General features: G+C 71.1%; 18 protein-coding genes. 6 read left to right on the top strand and 12 right to left on the bottom strand.

The genetic code is table 11. The features are described from left to right. Nucleotides 1–15: 15 nt before the first annotated feature. The 8 genes from BLR02_RS12195 to BLR02_RS12230 form a co-directional block, all read right to left on the bottom strand. A complete protein-coding gene (locus BLR02_RS12195) occupies nt 16–1,389 on the bottom strand; it encodes an MATE family efflux transporter (protein ID WP_090663384.1) in 1,374 nt (457 codons plus the stop codon). Next, nucleotides 1,382–1,867 carry a winged helix-turn-helix transcriptional regulator gene (locus BLR02_RS12200; protein WP_090663386.1) on the bottom strand — a complete coding sequence of 162 codons (486 nt, stop codon included), beginning with the start codon at nt 1,865–1,867 and terminating at the stop codon, nt 1,382–1,384. Before BLR02_RS12200 ends, BLR02_RS12195 begins: the two co-directional genes overlap by 8 nt. 115 nt (nt 1,868–1,982) lie before the next feature. Continuing rightward, nucleotides 1,983–2,918 carry a glucokinase gene (gene glk / locus BLR02_RS12205; protein ID WP_090663388.1) on the bottom strand — a complete coding sequence of 312 codons (936 nt, stop codon included), beginning with the start codon at nt 2,916–2,918 and terminating at the stop codon, nt 1,983–1,985. Continuing rightward, nucleotides 2,915–3,571 (bottom strand): metal-dependent hydrolase, encoded by a 657-nt coding sequence (locus BLR02_RS12210; protein WP_090663390.1) that lies wholly within the window; start codon nt 3,569–3,571, stop codon nt 2,915–2,917. Before BLR02_RS12210 ends, glk begins: the two co-directional genes overlap by 4 nt. Nucleotides 3,572–3,797: 226 nt before the next feature. Continuing rightward, on the bottom strand, nt 3,798–4,403 hold the full coding sequence (locus BLR02_RS12215; protein ID WP_090663392.1) for a phosphohydrolase: 606 nt from the start codon (nt 4,401–4,403) through the stop codon (nt 3,798–3,800). Then, nucleotides 4,404–5,159 carry an MBL fold metallo-hydrolase gene (locus tag BLR02_RS12220; RefSeq protein WP_090663394.1) on the bottom strand — a complete coding sequence of 252 codons (756 nt, stop codon included), beginning with the start codon at nt 5,157–5,159 and terminating at the stop codon, nt 4,404–4,406. 13 nt (nt 5,160–5,172) lie between these two features. After that, nucleotides 5,173–5,829: an arylsulfatase gene (locus BLR02_RS12225; protein WP_090563953.1), complete on the bottom strand. Its 657-nt coding sequence runs from the start codon at nt 5,827–5,829 to the stop codon at nt 5,173–5,175. Nucleotides 5,830–5,833: 4 nt separating this feature from the next. Continuing rightward, the gene (locus BLR02_RS12230) at nt 5,834–6,289 is read right to left on the bottom strand and encodes a hypothetical protein (RefSeq protein WP_090563951.1); all 456 of its coding nucleotides are present in this window, start codon (nt 6,287–6,289) and stop codon (nt 5,834–5,836) included. 218 nt (nt 6,290–6,507) lie between these two features. Between BLR02_RS12230 and BLR02_RS12235 the strand changes: the two genes are divergently transcribed. Both BLR02_RS12235 and BLR02_RS29470 read left to right on the top strand, forming a co-directional pair. After that, complete coding sequence (locus BLR02_RS12235) at nt 6,508–7,473, top strand: 3-hydroxyacyl-CoA dehydrogenase family protein (protein ID WP_090663396.1); 966 nt, start codon at nt 6,508–6,510, stop codon at nt 7,471–7,473. A gap of 76 nt (nt 7,474–7,549) precedes the next feature. Continuing rightward, complete coding sequence (locus BLR02_RS29470) at nt 7,550–7,708, top strand: hypothetical protein (protein ID WP_176849535.1); 159 nt, start codon at nt 7,550–7,552, stop codon at nt 7,706–7,708. On the opposite strand, the gene BLR02_RS12240 is transcribed toward BLR02_RS29470, so the two are convergent. Then, nucleotides 7,705–8,877, bottom strand: a complete 1,173-nt coding sequence (locus BLR02_RS12240) for a M20 aminoacylase family protein (RefSeq protein WP_090663398.1) — start codon at nt 8,875–8,877, stop codon at nt 7,705–7,707. The genes BLR02_RS29470 and BLR02_RS12240 overlap by 4 nt on opposite strands. Nucleotides 8,878–9,067: 190 nt before the next feature. Between BLR02_RS12240 and BLR02_RS12245 the strand changes: the two genes are divergently transcribed. Next, nucleotides 9,068–10,441, top strand: coding sequence for an acyclic terpene utilization AtuA family protein (locus BLR02_RS12245; protein WP_090663399.1), 1,374 nt, complete (start codon nt 9,068–9,070; stop codon nt 10,439–10,441). Between the two features lie 23 nt (nt 10,442–10,464). On the opposite strand, the gene BLR02_RS29475 is transcribed toward BLR02_RS12245, so the two are convergent. Then, nucleotides 10,465–10,605, bottom strand: coding sequence for a hypothetical protein (locus BLR02_RS29475; RefSeq protein ID WP_176849536.1), 141 nt, complete (start codon nt 10,603–10,605; stop codon nt 10,465–10,467). Nucleotides 10,606–10,718: 113 nt separating this feature from the next. On the opposite strand from BLR02_RS29475, the gene BLR02_RS12250 reads away from it, so the two are divergent. After that, nucleotides 10,719–11,060: an AtuA-related protein gene (locus BLR02_RS12250; RefSeq protein ID WP_090563943.1), complete on the top strand. Its 342-nt coding sequence runs from the start codon at nt 10,719–10,721 to the stop codon at nt 11,058–11,060. Nucleotides 11,061–11,090: 30 nt separating this feature from the next. Beyond that, complete coding sequence (locus BLR02_RS12255) at nt 11,091–12,341, top strand: family 1 glycosylhydrolase (RefSeq protein WP_218127926.1); 1,251 nt, start codon at nt 11,091–11,093, stop codon at nt 12,339–12,341. An 82-nt stretch (nt 12,342–12,423) separates the two neighbouring features. Here the strand turns inward: BLR02_RS12255 and BLR02_RS12260 are convergent, their stop codons facing one another. Next, the gene (locus BLR02_RS12260) at nt 12,424–13,368 is read right to left on the bottom strand and encodes an SMP-30/gluconolactonase/LRE family protein (RefSeq protein ID WP_090563941.1); all 945 of its coding nucleotides are present in this window, start codon (nt 13,366–13,368) and stop codon (nt 12,424–12,426) included. A gap of 89 nt (nt 13,369–13,457) precedes the next feature. Beyond that, complete coding sequence (locus BLR02_RS12265; protein ID WP_143018113.1) at nt 13,458–13,694, bottom strand: hypothetical protein; 237 nt, start codon at nt 13,692–13,694, stop codon at nt 13,458–13,460. 188 nt (nt 13,695–13,882) lie between these two features. On the opposite strand from BLR02_RS12265, the gene BLR02_RS12270 reads away from it, so the two are divergent. Beyond that, entirely contained in the window at nt 13,883–14,224 is a 342-nt protein-coding gene (locus BLR02_RS12270) for a hypothetical protein (RefSeq protein WP_090563937.1), read from the top strand. The last annotated feature ends 155 nt before the right edge of the window (nt 14,225–14,379 follow it).

Here is a 14,379-nt window from a genome sequence, read left to right on the forward strand (position 1 = left end):
GGGGGGGGTAGGCGGTCAGCGGGCGGACCAGACCCCCCGCCGCACCGAGGCCGCGGTGATCAGCCCATAGGCGCTGATCCCGAGCGCCACGGCGACGAACTGGCCCTGCAACCCGAAGCCCAGGATGTCCGAGAGCAACCAGCCGCCGCCCACCGCCAGGACGACGCGGGTCACCGCCGCCAGCACCGGGCCGGCCATCCGCCCCGCGCCCATGCTGGCGAAGTAGAGCGCCATGCCGACGCCGAAGCCCGGCAGCGCGAAGCCGATGACCGACAGCGCCTGGGTGGCGATGGCGACCACCTCCGGGTCCCGGCTGAAGGAGGCGGCGGTGAAGCCCGGCGCCACCGAGACGAAGACGCCGACCACCAGCGTGACGGCCAGCGCCATCAGCGCCCCGGCCCAGGCGGTGCGCCGTGCCGTCCCCCAGTCGCCCGCGCCGACCGAGCGGCCGACCAGCGCCGTCAGCGCCGAGCCGACGCCGAAGGACAGCGGCACCATGAGGAATTCGATCCGCGCCGAGACGCCATAGGCCGCGACCGCCACCGGCCCGTAGGCGGCGATGCGCGCGGTCACCAGGATGGTGGCGAGGTTGGCGATCGTCGCCATGGCGCAGGCGACGAGGCCGACCGAGAGGATGCGCCAGAACAGCGCCGCCTGCAGCCGGACGCGCAGATCGGGCGTGAAGCCCGCGCCGCCGCGCAGCACCACCACCGCCATGCCGATGCTGGCCGCCGCCATGCTGATGGCGAAGGCGATGCCGATGCCCGCGAGGCCGAGGCCCGCCGGCTCCATCAGTACCCAGGCCAGCGGCGGGTAGGCGATCCAGCCGAGCAGCAGCACGCGCGAGGCCAGCGCATGCCGCCCCCCGCCGCGCAGCACGGAGGCGAGGGTGTTGGCCATCCAGGCCGGGACGGCGCCGGCGCCGAACAGCCAGGCGCAATAGGACGCCGCGGCCGCCGCAGCCTCCGCCCCGCCGATCAGGCCGAGGATGGCGTGGGAGAAGCCGGCCAGCACCAGGGCGAAGAGCAGGCCGAAGCCGAGCGCGATGACCAGCGCATGCACGACCAGCGTCGAGGCCTCCTCGCGCCGGCCGGCGCCGAGCGCGCGGGCGATGGCGGAGACCACGCCGCCGCCCATCGCCCCGGTCGACATCTGCTGCATCAGCAGGGCGAAGGGCAGCACCACCGCCCAGCCGGCCAGCGCCGCGGTACCCTGGCGGGAGGCAAGCCAGGGCTCCGCCAGCTGCGCCGCCGATTGCAGCGCGGCGATTGCCGTGGTCGGCGCCGCCAGCGCCCAGACACGGCGGAGCAGGATGCCGAGTGGGGCCGGCGAAGGGGGTGCCGCAGCGGCCAAGGGGGTGGCGGCGAGGGCCGTGGTGCCATCAGCCATGCTCGGCCTCCTCCAGGCGGGCGCGGAGGCTGCGGCCGGCGCCCGGCCCGGCCAGAACGCGGATATCCTCGAGCCGCAGCGGCACACCGCTGGAGGACAGCAGCGGCGGGCTGCGCACCGGCTGGCCCGTGGCCCGCTCTTCCAGCACCACCGGGGAGCCTTCTGGCCCGACCATCCAGCGATCCGCCCAGGCCTTGAGGGCGAGGAAGACGGGGAAGACGTCCCGCCCCTTCTCGGTCAGACGGTACTCATGCCGCGCGCCGCCGGCCGGGACCCGCTCGATCAGCCCATGGCCGGCGAGGTCACGCAGCCGGGCCGAGAGGATGTTGGGCGCGATGCCGAGGTTGCGCTCGAACTCGTCGAACCGCGTGGTGCCGTAGAAGCATTCGCGCAGCACCAGCATGGACCAGCGCTCGCCGAGCACGGCCATGGCGCGCGCGATCGGGCAGCGCATCTGGGTGAAATCGGTGCGGCCCATGGCGGGGATTCCCTATGACTTGCATCATGCAAGCATTCCGGCTTGCATGATGCAAGCAGCTTCCCGGCAACGGCCTTCGCTCAGCGCAGCGCATCGCCTGTCACATACCCTCACCTCAGCCCCGGGCGATGGCGGAGAGGCCCAGCATGGCCGCGTCGTGCCGCATGACCAGCCAAGCCGGCACGGGCTCCAGCCAGGTGCGGAACCGGCCCTTCTCCTCGAACCGGGCGCGGAAGCGGGAGGCGGCGAGGTAGTCCGGGAAGCGCGGGCAGATGCCGCCCGCGATATAGACCCCGCCCTGCGCGCCATAGAGCAGCGCCAGGTCACCCGCCAGGCTGCCGAGCATGGCGCAGAAGACGTCCAGCACCTCCGCCGCCCGCGGGTCGCTGCCCGCCAGCGCCCGGGTGGTGATCTCCGGGGCCTCGAGCGGCTCCACCGTGATGCCATCGATGGCTGCCAGCCCGGCATGGAGGTTCTCGATCCCCTGGCCGGACAGCAGCCGCTCGGCCGAGACATGGCCATGCCGCGCGCGGAGCCAGGCGACCACCGCCGCCTCCCGCTCGTCATGCGTGGCGATGCTGGCATGGCCGCCTTCCGTCACCAGCGCCCGGCCAGGAGCCGAACCCTGCGGCAGGAAGGCGCCAATGCCGAGGCCGGTGCCGGGGCCGACCACGGCGAGCGGCGCGCCGGCCTGCGCCGGGCCGCCGCCGAGCGGGTGCAGGTCCGGCCCGGACAGATACGGCAGGGCCCAGGATTGGGCGGCGAAGTCGTTCACCACCTGTATGCGCGGGATGCCGAGTCGCGGCCCGAGGGCCGCCCCATCCACCACCCAGCCCCGGTTGGTCAGCCGCACGCTGTTGTTCGAGACCGGGCCGGCGACGGCGAGTACCGCCGCCTGGGGTCGGGGGACGTCATCGAGGAAGGCGGCGATCGCCTCGGCGATGCCGGGGAAATCGTCGAGCGCGAGGCTGGTCGCGGGGCCGGGCTCGTGGCCGTCCAGCAGGGCGAAGCGGGCATTGGTGCCGCCAATATCGGCGAGGAGCGTCGTCATCCCGGCATAGTGGAATGGCTTCGCCCTTCCAGGCCACCCTGCCGGGCATCGGCGAGGGCTTGCGAACCATCAGTTGATTGCGCGGCCAGGCGGCGGCGAGGTGGGCGGGGCGGCGCCGGCGGGGGCAGCGGCAACGCCTCGCAGGTGAAGCAGAGGCCCCAGCGTTCCGCCAGCGTCCGTGGATCGGGGCGCTGGGGCAGGCTGGCCCAGGCGGCGGCGATCAGCAACGCCACCACCAGCGGCTCGAAGGCCGAGCCGGTGCGGCAGAGCGGCAGGGCCCAGGTGCCCCGCAGGGGCCAGGCAAGGCGCAGCCCGCCAGGCGTCAGCAGGTCGGCGCCCAGATGGCTGAGATAGCCGATGATGATCGGTGCTGCCCAGGCGACCGGCACCGCCTGGTGGCGCAGCAGCAGCCAGCAGCCGACCACCGCCAGCAGCGAATGCGTGACACCCCGATGCCCTAGCAGCGCGGCGAGGATGTCGGATACCGGGCGCACCCGTCGGCCAACCCAGGATTTGGGGTGGTCGATATCCGGCAGCAGCCCGCCCAACGCGGCCAGCGCCATCGCCCCCGGCGCCAGCGGCGGCTGGCCGAGATGCGGCGCCGCAGCCATCCAGGCCGCCATGCCGAGCGCAATATGGGAGCCCGCCATCATGGCGTGCGAGGTCCTTACCGGAAGTGCTTGGAACGAAGCATGAAGAATTCTGTCTAAACGCTGATAAGTCCAGTCTTTTCCCGCCAAACCTCCTTGTGATGACGCCGCAACTTTTGCGGCTGCGGATGCTGCAGGGCACATCGCTGCCCCGTCCGGCCAATCTGGCCGGATCGGGAACACGCATGGGAAGGGTGACGCGCTACCTGCTTCTGCGCCCGACTCGCGGCTACAACTCGGCCAGGACCTGAAGGAAGCGTTCCGCTGCCAGCTCCGGCGGCCAGGGCCGCCAGGGCTCCCCGCCATACGGGGCGACCAGCGGATCCTCCTCCATGACCCTGGCGCGGATGCCGAGCGTTCCGCGCACCTCCGCCCGCGTCCAGCCGGCGACATGCACCGCCTCGGCCGCCGCCAGGGCGATGTCGCAGGCCTTGTGGGCGCGCCGCTCCTCCGGCGTCCAGGCCGGCAGGCCGTAGCGCAGGGCGATGACGGATTGCAGCCGCGCCTGCAATTCGGCGAAGCCGGCGCCCAGGAAGGGCTTCAGCGGCGAGATGCAGTCGAAATTGATCAGCCCTTCCTCGGCATCGTGCAGCAATTCCCGCCGCGCCTGGGCCGGGGTGAGTGTGGCGCGCGCCTGCCGCAATGCCAGCACCGACAGTGAATGCTGCGCGACCGAGAGGGGCGCCCCCGGCCAGATGGAGTGCCCGCCCCAGCGGAAGGTGCGCGAGAGGCCGATCGCCAGATCCTCCTCCGTCCAGTCGAAGGGCGTCGGGGAGAGGAGGTCGAGTCGCCGGCCCGAGGGCAGCCGGATCCAGGCACGCAGCGGCGGGGCCATTCAGAAGCGCGGTTCGGTGATGTCGAATTCCTGCATCACCGCGAGATCCTCGCTGAACCAGGCGGCGATGCCGGCGCGGCGCTGGCCGATATAGGCGGGGCGTCCGGTGGCATCGAGTCGCATGGTCAGGTCATGCCCGGGGATCAGCAGCGTGCCCGGCACCTGGCGCCACAAGGCCCAGATGCGCTCGAGGCTGGCGCGGCTGGCCGGTGCGTCCATCGTCATGTCGGTGGCGAGCGAGAGCAGCTCCGCCCGGTTCTTCGCCGCGTCGCCGCTGAAGAGGACGGGCACGTCATTGCCCTCCAGCCGGTAGACGAGGCAGCCGGGCGTATGGCCGGGGCAGAGATGCGCGGTGAAGCCGTCGAGGAAGGCCTCGCCATCCTCCAGCAGGTGCAGCCCCGGGTGGCGGGCCAGCGCCTCGACATGCAGCTCGGGCAGCGGGTTGAAGCCGGGCGGCTCCCGCGCCGCCCAGTCCATCTCCGCCCGGCCGATCCAGATCTCCGCCTTGGGGAAGAGGGTGAAGTTCACCGAGTGGTCCCAATGCGCATGGGTCAGGACCACATCCGTCACCGCCTCCGGCGCGACGCCGGCCGCCGCGAGCTGGCGGCCGAATTCCGGCCGCACGCCATAGGCGCCGACATCGACGAGGATGACGCGGCCATGGCCGCGCAGCAGGGCGATGGTGCTCCAGCCGAGCCCGCCATGGCAGAGCGACCGCTCGGGATAGCCCTGCACCAGCACGTCGATGGCATGCATGGCCCCTGCCCTCTCAGCCGAGCAGCAGGCGCCGCAGCTTGGCAACGGCGCTGTCCGGCGTGGTGAGGACCAGCCGGCCGGTGGCGGCCTCCACCAGCGGCGCGGCCCGCGCCAGGCTGAACTGCGCCAGCGCCACCACGTCGCAGCCCGCGAGGCCGCGCGCCGCCTCGGCCGCCAGCCGGTCATGCTCGGCCGCATCGCCCCGGTCGAGCGCGGCCAGCGCCCCGGCGGCGAGTTGCGGCACCACCTCCACATCCCCGGGGAATTCCGGCGGCATGGTGTCGAGCGTCGGCTGGAAGGTGGCCAGCAGCCCGATGCGGGGCCGCCGGCCCGGGGCGAGGCGGCGAGCCTCGGCCACCGCCGCCTCGATCATCGCCTCGTTCGGCTTCAGCACCGGCATCGGCGCCCGTTCCGCCGCCACCGCCTCGATGCAGGGGCCGAAGGCGGAGCAGGTGAAGAGGATGCCGTCCGCCCCCGTCCCCGCCGCATAGCGGGAGAGGGTGAGAAAGCGCTCCGTCATCGCCGGCGTCAGTGATCCGGCGCGGGCGAGATCGGCCGAGAGGCTGTCATCCAGCAGGTTCATCAGCACCGCCTCCGGCCAGGCGTGCGCGAAGGCAGCCTCGATCGGCGGCGGGGAATGCCGGAGGGCGTGGATCAGGGCGATGCGCATGGCGTCAGGACCGGCGGGCGCAGCGGCGCAGCGGCGAGGGGAAGTCGCTGCAATCGGTGAAGGCGATCTCGTCCGGGCCGCGCCGTTCCACCCGCAGGATGTCCGGGCTGCCGCCGCAGCCGAAGCCGATATCGGGCGGCAGGCGGTTGCCGAGCGCGCTGCCCAGCGGTGCCGCCGGCAGGAAGCGGAATTCGAGGCCGTTCGGCTGCAGCGCCACCGTCTCGATCACCCGCTGCCGGTAGGGCGTGTCGAGCATGCTGGCGCGCATGACGATGTCCCGGGTGAAGACCACCGTCGGGCTGCCGAAGCAGGCGGGGCTGTCGGCGTCGTTCGGCGGGAAGATGCCGCCCGTCCAGGCGCCGAAGATCCATTCATGCGGCGGCCCCTGGCGCTGTTGCGCGCGCAGGATGGTGGGGGCAGCCAGCGTCGCCATGGTGACAAGCAGGGCCCGACGACGCATCCGGTATTCTCCAAGGATTGGTGATGGGAAGCTTGTAGCGCCCTTCGCGCCCGATGCCCAAGGGGCCGCGCATCGGGTGAACCCGCGCCTCGCCTTCTCGCACATCACCAAGGCAACGTACTGCTGCCACGCATCTCCGAGCCCGGATTCTGCCGCCTTGCGAGAGGTCGGCCGGCACAGCATCGTCGTAGCCTGAACGAGCCGGGAGGATAACGGCGATGCAGGACGGCGCACGGAACCAGGGGGCGCAAGGACAGGCGGCGATCATCGGCTTCGGATTGATGGGCTGCGACATCGCCGCCATCTTCCTCGCCGGCGGCTGGCGCGTCACGGCGGCGGAGCCGGACCGCGCATCCTGGCCGGCCCGGCTCGACCGCGTCGCCGCCTCGCTGGCCCAGCTTGGTGCGCCGGCCTCCCGCGTCGAGGCGCTCGACCTCGTTGCCCGGCTCGAGGATATCGGCTTCGCCGATTGCGTTGTGGTGATCGAGGCGGTGCCGGAGCGCCTGGCGCTGAAGCGCGAGGTCTTCGCCAGCCTCGACCGGTTGGTGCCGGAGGGCGTGCCCATCGCCAGCAACGCCTCCGGCTTCCGCATCACCGATATCGCCGCGGGCTGCGCCACCGCCAGCCGCATGGCGAATCTGCATTTCTTCCTGCCCGCCCATCTCGTCCCCGGCGTCGAGGTGGTGCAGGGCGAGCGGACCGACCCGGCCATCTGCGAGCGCCTGGCGGCGATCATGGCGAGCCTCGGCCGCGTGCCGATCCGCGTGGCGCGGGACGTGCCGGGCTTCCTCGCCAACCGCATCCAGCACGCGATGGTACGCGAGGCCTTCAATGCCATCGACGAGGGCCTCGCCACGCCGGAGGATGTGGACCGCGCCGTGCGCTTCACCTTCGGCATGCGGCTGATGGGGGCGGGGCCGATCCTGCAGAAGGAGCTCGCCGGGCTCGAGACCCAGCTTGCCGCGGCAGCGACGATCTACCCCTCGCTCACCACCCGCGATGCGCCGGGGCCGACGCTGACCCGGCTGGTGGAGGAGGGCAAGCTCGGCCCGAAGACGGGCCAGGGCTTCTGGAGCTGGACGCCGGAAAGTACCGCCGCCGCACGCGCCCGCTACGAAACGATGCTGCTCGCAGCGCTCGACCTGCTGCGAACGGAGATCGCGCCGGAACGCACGGAATCGTGACTCCAGGCGGGAGCGGTGGAACCGCCGCCCCGCCCCTCGCGTCTGCCCCGCGAGATCCGCCAGGGAGCAGACAGACATGGACTCGGACAGTCTCGTGGTCTGGCTTTTCGCCATGACCCTCATCGTCGGCGCGGCGATCGGCGTCTGGCAATGGACCCGCGTCAAGCAGGCCAAGCGTACCAACGAGCATTCCGTGGCGACGACGCCGCAGGCGGGGCCGGACCCCCGGGCCTAGCCCCGGCGCAGCTCCTGCTCCACCAGTGTGGCGAAGTAGCTCGCCCCGATCGGCAGCAGGTCGTCGTTGAAGTCGTAGTGCGGATGATGCACCGGCACGCCGCCGCGATCCGTGCCCTTCTGCCCCATGAACAGGAACGCGCCGGGCCGCTTCAGCAGCATGAAGGAAAAGTCCTCGCCGCCCATGACGGGCGGCAGGTCGCGATGCACCTTGGCGCCGCCGAGTACCCGCCCGGCCGCCTCGGCCGCCCGGTCGGTCTCCGCCGCGTGGTTCACCGTGGGTGGGTAGCGGCGGGTATAGGTCACCTCCGCCACCGCCTCATGCGCGGCGGCGGTGTTCTCGGCCACCTGGGCGATCAGCCGCTCCATCTGGTCGCGCACCTCGGGCAGCAGGGTGCGGACGGTGCCGCGCAGCTCCGCCGTATCGGGGATGACGTTGCCGGCGCTGCCGGCATGGAACTGGGTGACGCTCAGCACCGCGCTCTTCAACGGATCGATGCGCCGCGCCACCACCGCCTGCAGCGCCACCAGGATATGCGCGCCGACCATCACCGGATCGATGGCGATATGCGGCTTGGCGGCATGCCCGCCGACGCCGCGCACGGTGATGGCGATGCCGTCGGACGCCGCCATGATCGGCCCCGCGACCGCGGAGCATTCGCCGAGCGGCAGGTCCGGCGCATTGTGGATGCCGTAGACCGAATCGCAGGGGAAGCGCTCGAACAGCCCCTCCTCGACCATCACCCGGCCGCCGCCGCCGCCCTCCTCGGCCGGCTGGAAGATGAAATGGACGGTGCCGTCGAAATTCCGTGTCTCCGCCAGGTACCTAGCGGCGCCGAGCAGCGTCGCCGTATGACCGTCATGGCCGCAGGCATGCATGCGGCCCGGGATGGTGGAGGCATGCGGCACCCCGCTCTGCTCCTGCATCGCGAGGCAATCCATATCGGCCCGGAGCCCGATGCTGCGCCCGCTGCCGCCATTCCGCAGCACGCCGACGAGGCCGGTCGTGGCCAGGCCCCGATGCACCTCGATCCCCCATTCGGCCAGCTTCGCCGCCACCACATCGCTGGTCCGCCGCTCCTCGAAGCCGAGTTCCGGGTGGCGGTGGAAGTCCTGCCGCCATTCGGCCATCTCGGCAGCGAAATCGGCGATGCGGTTGATGACGGGCATGAGGCGACTCCAGTCGGGCGGAAAGCGGCGGAGACTAGACCAGGACCGGCCCGGCTTGGAGCGCCGATCCGGCCTCAAGGCGGTACGGCGGCATCCGGCGTGGCAGGGCTGGCGAGAAAAATCCGCAGCGCCATGGCCTGCCACGGCGTTCGGCGCCATGCTCTCCGCCAAGCAAGGCGGGAGGAGCGCCATGACATTCCTGGTCGGCAATGGCAGCGGGTTCTCGGGCGACCGCGTGGATGCGCCGGTCCCCGTCGTCCGCAGCCTGGTCGCGCGCGGCCTGCCCGCAGCCCTGTTCTTCGAGACCCTCGGCGAGCGCACCGTGGCCCTGGCCCAGCTGGAACGCCGCCGTGACCCGGAGGCCGGCTACGAGCCGATGCTGGAGCGGCTGCTGGAGCCGATCCTCCTCGACTGCCATCGCCACCGCATCCCGATCCTCGGCAATTTCGGCGCAGCCAACCCACCCGCCGCGGCGCGCCTGATCGCCCGGCTTGCCGCGCGCCTCGGCCTGCCCGGCCTCCGCGTCGCCATCGTCGAGGGCGACGACGTGATGGGCCGGATCGCCCTGGACCAGCTCCCGGTGCATGAGGCGGATGGCAGCCTCGACATGCGTACCGCCCGGCTGATCGCCGCCAATGCCTATATCGGCGCCGAGCCGCTGGCCGCCGCGCTGGCCGCCGGCGCCGATGTGGTGGTGGCCGGCCGCACCTCGGACCCGGCGCTGGCCATCGCCCCCTTGATGCACCATTTCGGCTGGGGGCCGGATGACTGGCAGGCGCTCGCCATCGGCGCCGCCTGCGGCCATCTGCTGGAATGCGGCAGCCAGGTCACCGGCGGCGTCTTCTGGGACCCAGGCTTCAAGGACATACCCGACCCCGCCAATATCGGCTTCCCCATCGCCGAGGTGACGGCGGAGGGCGGGCTCACCATCACCAAGCCGGAGGGTACCGGCGGCATCGTCGACCTGCGCACGGTGAAGGAGCAGCTGCTCTACGAGCTGCATGACCCTGCCCGCTACATCACGCCGGACGTGGTGCTCGACATCACCGGCTGCCATCTCGAGCAGGCCGGCCCCGACCGCGTGGCGGTGCATGGCCTCCGCGGCCATGCCCGGCCGGAGACGCTGAAGGTCACCGCCTGCTTCGAAGGCAGCTGGCTGGGCGAGGGGGAAGTCTCGGTCGCCGGCCCCAATGCGCTCGCCCGCGCCCGTGCAACGGCGGATGTGCTGCTGCGGCGGCTGGAGATGCGGGGGCTGCCGGTCCGCGCCCGGGCCGACCTCATCGGCCTCGCCAGCGTGCTGGACAGCGATGCCGGCACGCTCTGGCGCGGCTATGACGGGCCCGAGCCGCCTGAGCTCCGCATCCGCCTCGCCGCCGAGGGACCGGACCGCGATGCGGTGGATCAGGCGGCACGGGAGGCGCTGGCGATGCTCTGCTGCGGCACCGCCGGCACCGGCGGCGCCCGCTGGCGCGTGACGCCGCGCATCCTGACGCGCAGCTACCTCGTGCTGCGCGAGCGGGTGCCGACCCGCTTCACGCTGCACAGCGCGGCGGAGCTGGCATGATGCCCAGCCCCGACGCGCCGCGGTCAGCCGCGATGGCCACCTTCATCGATATCGGCCCCGGTGCCGCCGCCGGACAGGCGCGACGCGGCCTCGGCCGGCGTCACGAAGGTCGCCGCACCGAGGGACAGGCCAAGGGCAGTGGCAAGCAGGCCGGTACGGAGCATCGGACTGGTACTTTCTCCCGCCCCGGTACCGATCCGGCTCCATGCCGGCACGGCTCGAAGCTAACACTCACGTTGATCAAAATTCATCCGTTCGGCTGCCGAGGAGAGTCGCCATGACCGGGATGGAGGTTCCGTTGCACGCCGTTGCCCATGCCCGCGCCGGCGACAAGGGCAACCGCGCCAATATCTCGCTCATCCCCTATGACCCATCCCTCTACCCGCTGCTGGCGGAGCAGGTGACGGAGGCGCGGGTGCTGGACCTCTTCGCCCATCGCGGCGCGACGCGCTGCACGCGCTACGACCTGCCGCTGCTGCACGCCTTCAACTTCGTGATCGACGACGTGCTGGAGGGCGGGGTGAATGGCAGCCTGAACCTCGACGGCCATGGCAAGACCGCCTCCTTCCGCCTGCTGTCACTGACGGTGACGGTGCCGCGCGGGTTGTTGCCGCCGTGAACCCGGGCATGGCAGGCGCGTTGCGCCAATGTGACCTATTTCATGTTCGCCACCGGCATCGAGAACAGCAACCCAACCATCGAGGGGGGGCGTGTCCGGCGCGACCAGATGGAGGAATGCGGCCACTACGCCCGCTGGCAGGAGGATCTGGCGCTGGTGGCCGAGATCGGCTGCGGCTTCCTGCGCATCGGCCCGCCCTTGCACCGCACGCTGCTCGGCCCCGGGCGGCACGACTGGGACTATGCCGATCAGGTCTTTGCCGAGATGCGGCGGCTGCGGATCGTGCCCATCGTCGATCTCTGCCATTTCGGCCTGCCGGACTGGCTCGGGGATTTCCAGAACCCCGATTTCCCGGCCGCCTTCGCCACCTATGCGCGGGCCTTTGCTGAGCGCTTCCCCTGGGTGCAGCTCTATACGCCGGTGAACGAGATGTACATCACCGCGGTCTTCTCCGCCCGCTATGGCTGGTGGAATGAGCAGCTGAGCAGCGACCGCGGCTTCGTCACCGCCCTCAAGCATGTGGTCCGCGCCAATGTGCTGGCGATGGAGGCGATCCTCGAGGTGCGGCCGGATGCGCTCTTCATCCAGAGCGAGAGCTCGGAGTATTTTCACGCCGACAGCCCCGCCGCCATCGGCCCCGCCGAGATCCGCAATGCCGAGCGCTTTCTCTCGCTCGATCTGAATTATGGCGTCCGCGTTTCCTCCGAGATGTACGACTACCTGCTCGACAACGGCATGACGCGGGAGGAGTACCGCTTCTTCATGCAGCACCGGCTGAAGCGCTGGTGCATCATGGGCAACGACTACTACGTGACGAACGAGCACCTCGTATCGGCTGATGGCCGCACCAAGGCCTCGGGCGAGATCTTCGGCTATGCCACGATCACCCGCCAATACCATGACCGCTACCGCCTGCCGGTGATGCATACCGAGACCAACCTGCAGGAAGGCCCGCGCGGCGACGAGGCGGTGCAATGGCTCTGGAAGCAATGGGCCAATGTGCTGCGCGTCAGGAATGACGGCATGCCGATCGTCGGCTTCACCTGGTTCTCGCTGACCGACCAGGTGGATTGGGACACCGCGCTGCGCGAGCGGAACGGACGGCAGAACCCGCTTGGCCTCTACGATCTCGACCGGCGCATCCGCCGCGTCGGCCAGGCCTACAAGAAGCTCATCGCCGACTGGCGTGACGTGCTGCCGGCGCAGAGCCTCTGCCTCCAGGTCCCGGTCCATATGCTGCGGGACCGGGATGGCTGGCCGGAAGGTGAAGGGCGAGGCTAGGGCTTCGCCCGTTCCCGTTGGATGACGGAAAGCGCTTCACGCTGCTGCCCGGCCGGGCCCATACCCCCGATCGGGGCTTGCCTCAGCCTCCCGCCACGCCCTGCGTGTTGACGTAGAGCGCGAAGAGCGACTGCGCCGCGGACATGAACAGCCGGTTCCGGTGCCGCCCGCCGAAGCAGAGATTGGCGCAGCGTTCCGGCAGGTGGATATGGCCGATGGGATCGCCGCCGCTGTTGAAGACGCGCACGCCATCCAGCGCCGGCGTCATGCCCCAACCGCACCAGAGATTGCCGTCGATATCGACGCGGAAGCCGTCCGGCGTCTCGTCCGGTGCGCAGGCGACGAAGATGCGGCGGTTGCGCAGGCCCTCTCCCGTTACGTCATAGGCCAGGATGTTGCGCGGGCTGCTGCGGCTCTCGATGACGTAGAGCAGGCTCTCATCCGGGCTGAAGGCCAGGCCGTTAGGATGGTCGATGTCGTCGGCGACGCAGGTGATGGCGCCGGTCTTGCCATCGACGCGATAGAGGTTGGTGTGCGGCAGCTCGGCCTCGGTCTTGATGCCCTCATAGAAGGCATAGGTGCCGAAGGGTGGGTCGGTGAACCAGATGGAGCCGTCCGACTTCACCACCACGTCGTTCGGGCTGTTGAGGCGCCGGCCCTGGTAGCTGTCGGCCAGCACCGTCACGCTGCCGTCGTATTCGAAGCGCACGACGCGGCGGCCGGCATGTTCGCAGGCCACGATGCGGCCCTCGCGGTCCCGCGTATGGCCGTTGGCGTTGTTGGAGGGCTTCTGCCACTCGCTGACCTCGCCCGTCGCCTCGTCCCATTTCAGCACGCGGTTGTTCGGGATGTCGGACCAGAGCAGGCTGCGCATGTCGCCGAGCCAGACCGGCCCCTCGCCCCAGCGGGAGCCGGTCCAGAGCCGCTCCACCGCCGAGAGGGCGAGGTGGTATTTCTTGAAGGAGGGATGCAGGGCAACGATGGCGGGGTCGGGGTAGCGTTCGCTCGGCTGCCAGCGCTCGGTCATGGAGATTCCTTCCCAGATGGAAGGCCGATCCTGCCGCCGCCGCGCCGGCGGCGCCAGACGGCGAAAGAGCGCCGCGCCACCGCCCGGGGCTACAGCGCCCCGCTCATCGGCGGCGGCGGCGCACCAAGCGCCTCGGCAATGGCGGCATAGGCCAGCGGGCGGCGGGCGGTGACGGCATGGGCCAGCATGGCGGCGGCGATCGGCTCCGCCCCGCCCCGCGCGGCGAAGAGGCAAGGCAGCGCGTCCCGGCCGAAGGCGGCGCAGTAGTGGTCGATGGCGGCCTGGAACCCGGCCTCGGCGGCGGGCATCACCCTGTCTCGTGGCATGGCATCCTCCATGGGTCATGGCGAAGCTAGCCGGGGCCGGGCAGGCTCACCCATCCATACGGTGGATGAACCCTATCCGGGCTTCGCATTGGCCTCCGGGCACCGCGGGGGCCATCTTCCGGGTCACAGAGAGGGCCGGCGAGGGTTTCGAGCCTCGGGCGGCCCCCATCCCGAAGGAGAGTCAAGCCATGATCCGCAATACCGTATTTGCCTCGTTGATTGCCCTGACCGCTGCCGGTGCCGCCCAGGCGCAGGACAACGGCCCCCGCCTGATTGGTGGCGGTGCCGATGGTGGCCCCCGCGTCGAGTATGGGATGCCGAGCGAGAATGTGGTCGGCGGCGGCTATGCCCGCATCACCGGCGAGGCCAACAGCCGCACCGTGGCCTATTCCGGCCAGACCGCCGCCCAGCATGAGGGCCGCTATGTCGCCCAGCTCGTCGGCGGTGGCCGGGAGCAGGCCCTGGTCTATGTCCCCGCCCAGGCCGCCAGCCCCACCCTCGCAGGCCGCCTCGTCAGCCAGGGCGGCTGATCAGCCAACAGCCCCGGGCGCCAGCGCCCGGAATCCCTGCTGACCCTTAGCCTCCCTCCGCCCCCCTCCCCCGCGAGGCAGACCCATCCCACCCCCCGGGATGGGTTTGTCGCGTTCGGGGGCTGCCATGCATTGGCGGTGCACCGCTCCTAGGT

The sequence above is a fragment of the Belnapia rosea genome (assembly GCF_900101615.1).
Taxonomy (GTDB): domain Bacteria; phylum Pseudomonadota; class Alphaproteobacteria; order Acetobacterales; family Acetobacteraceae; genus Belnapia; species Belnapia rosea.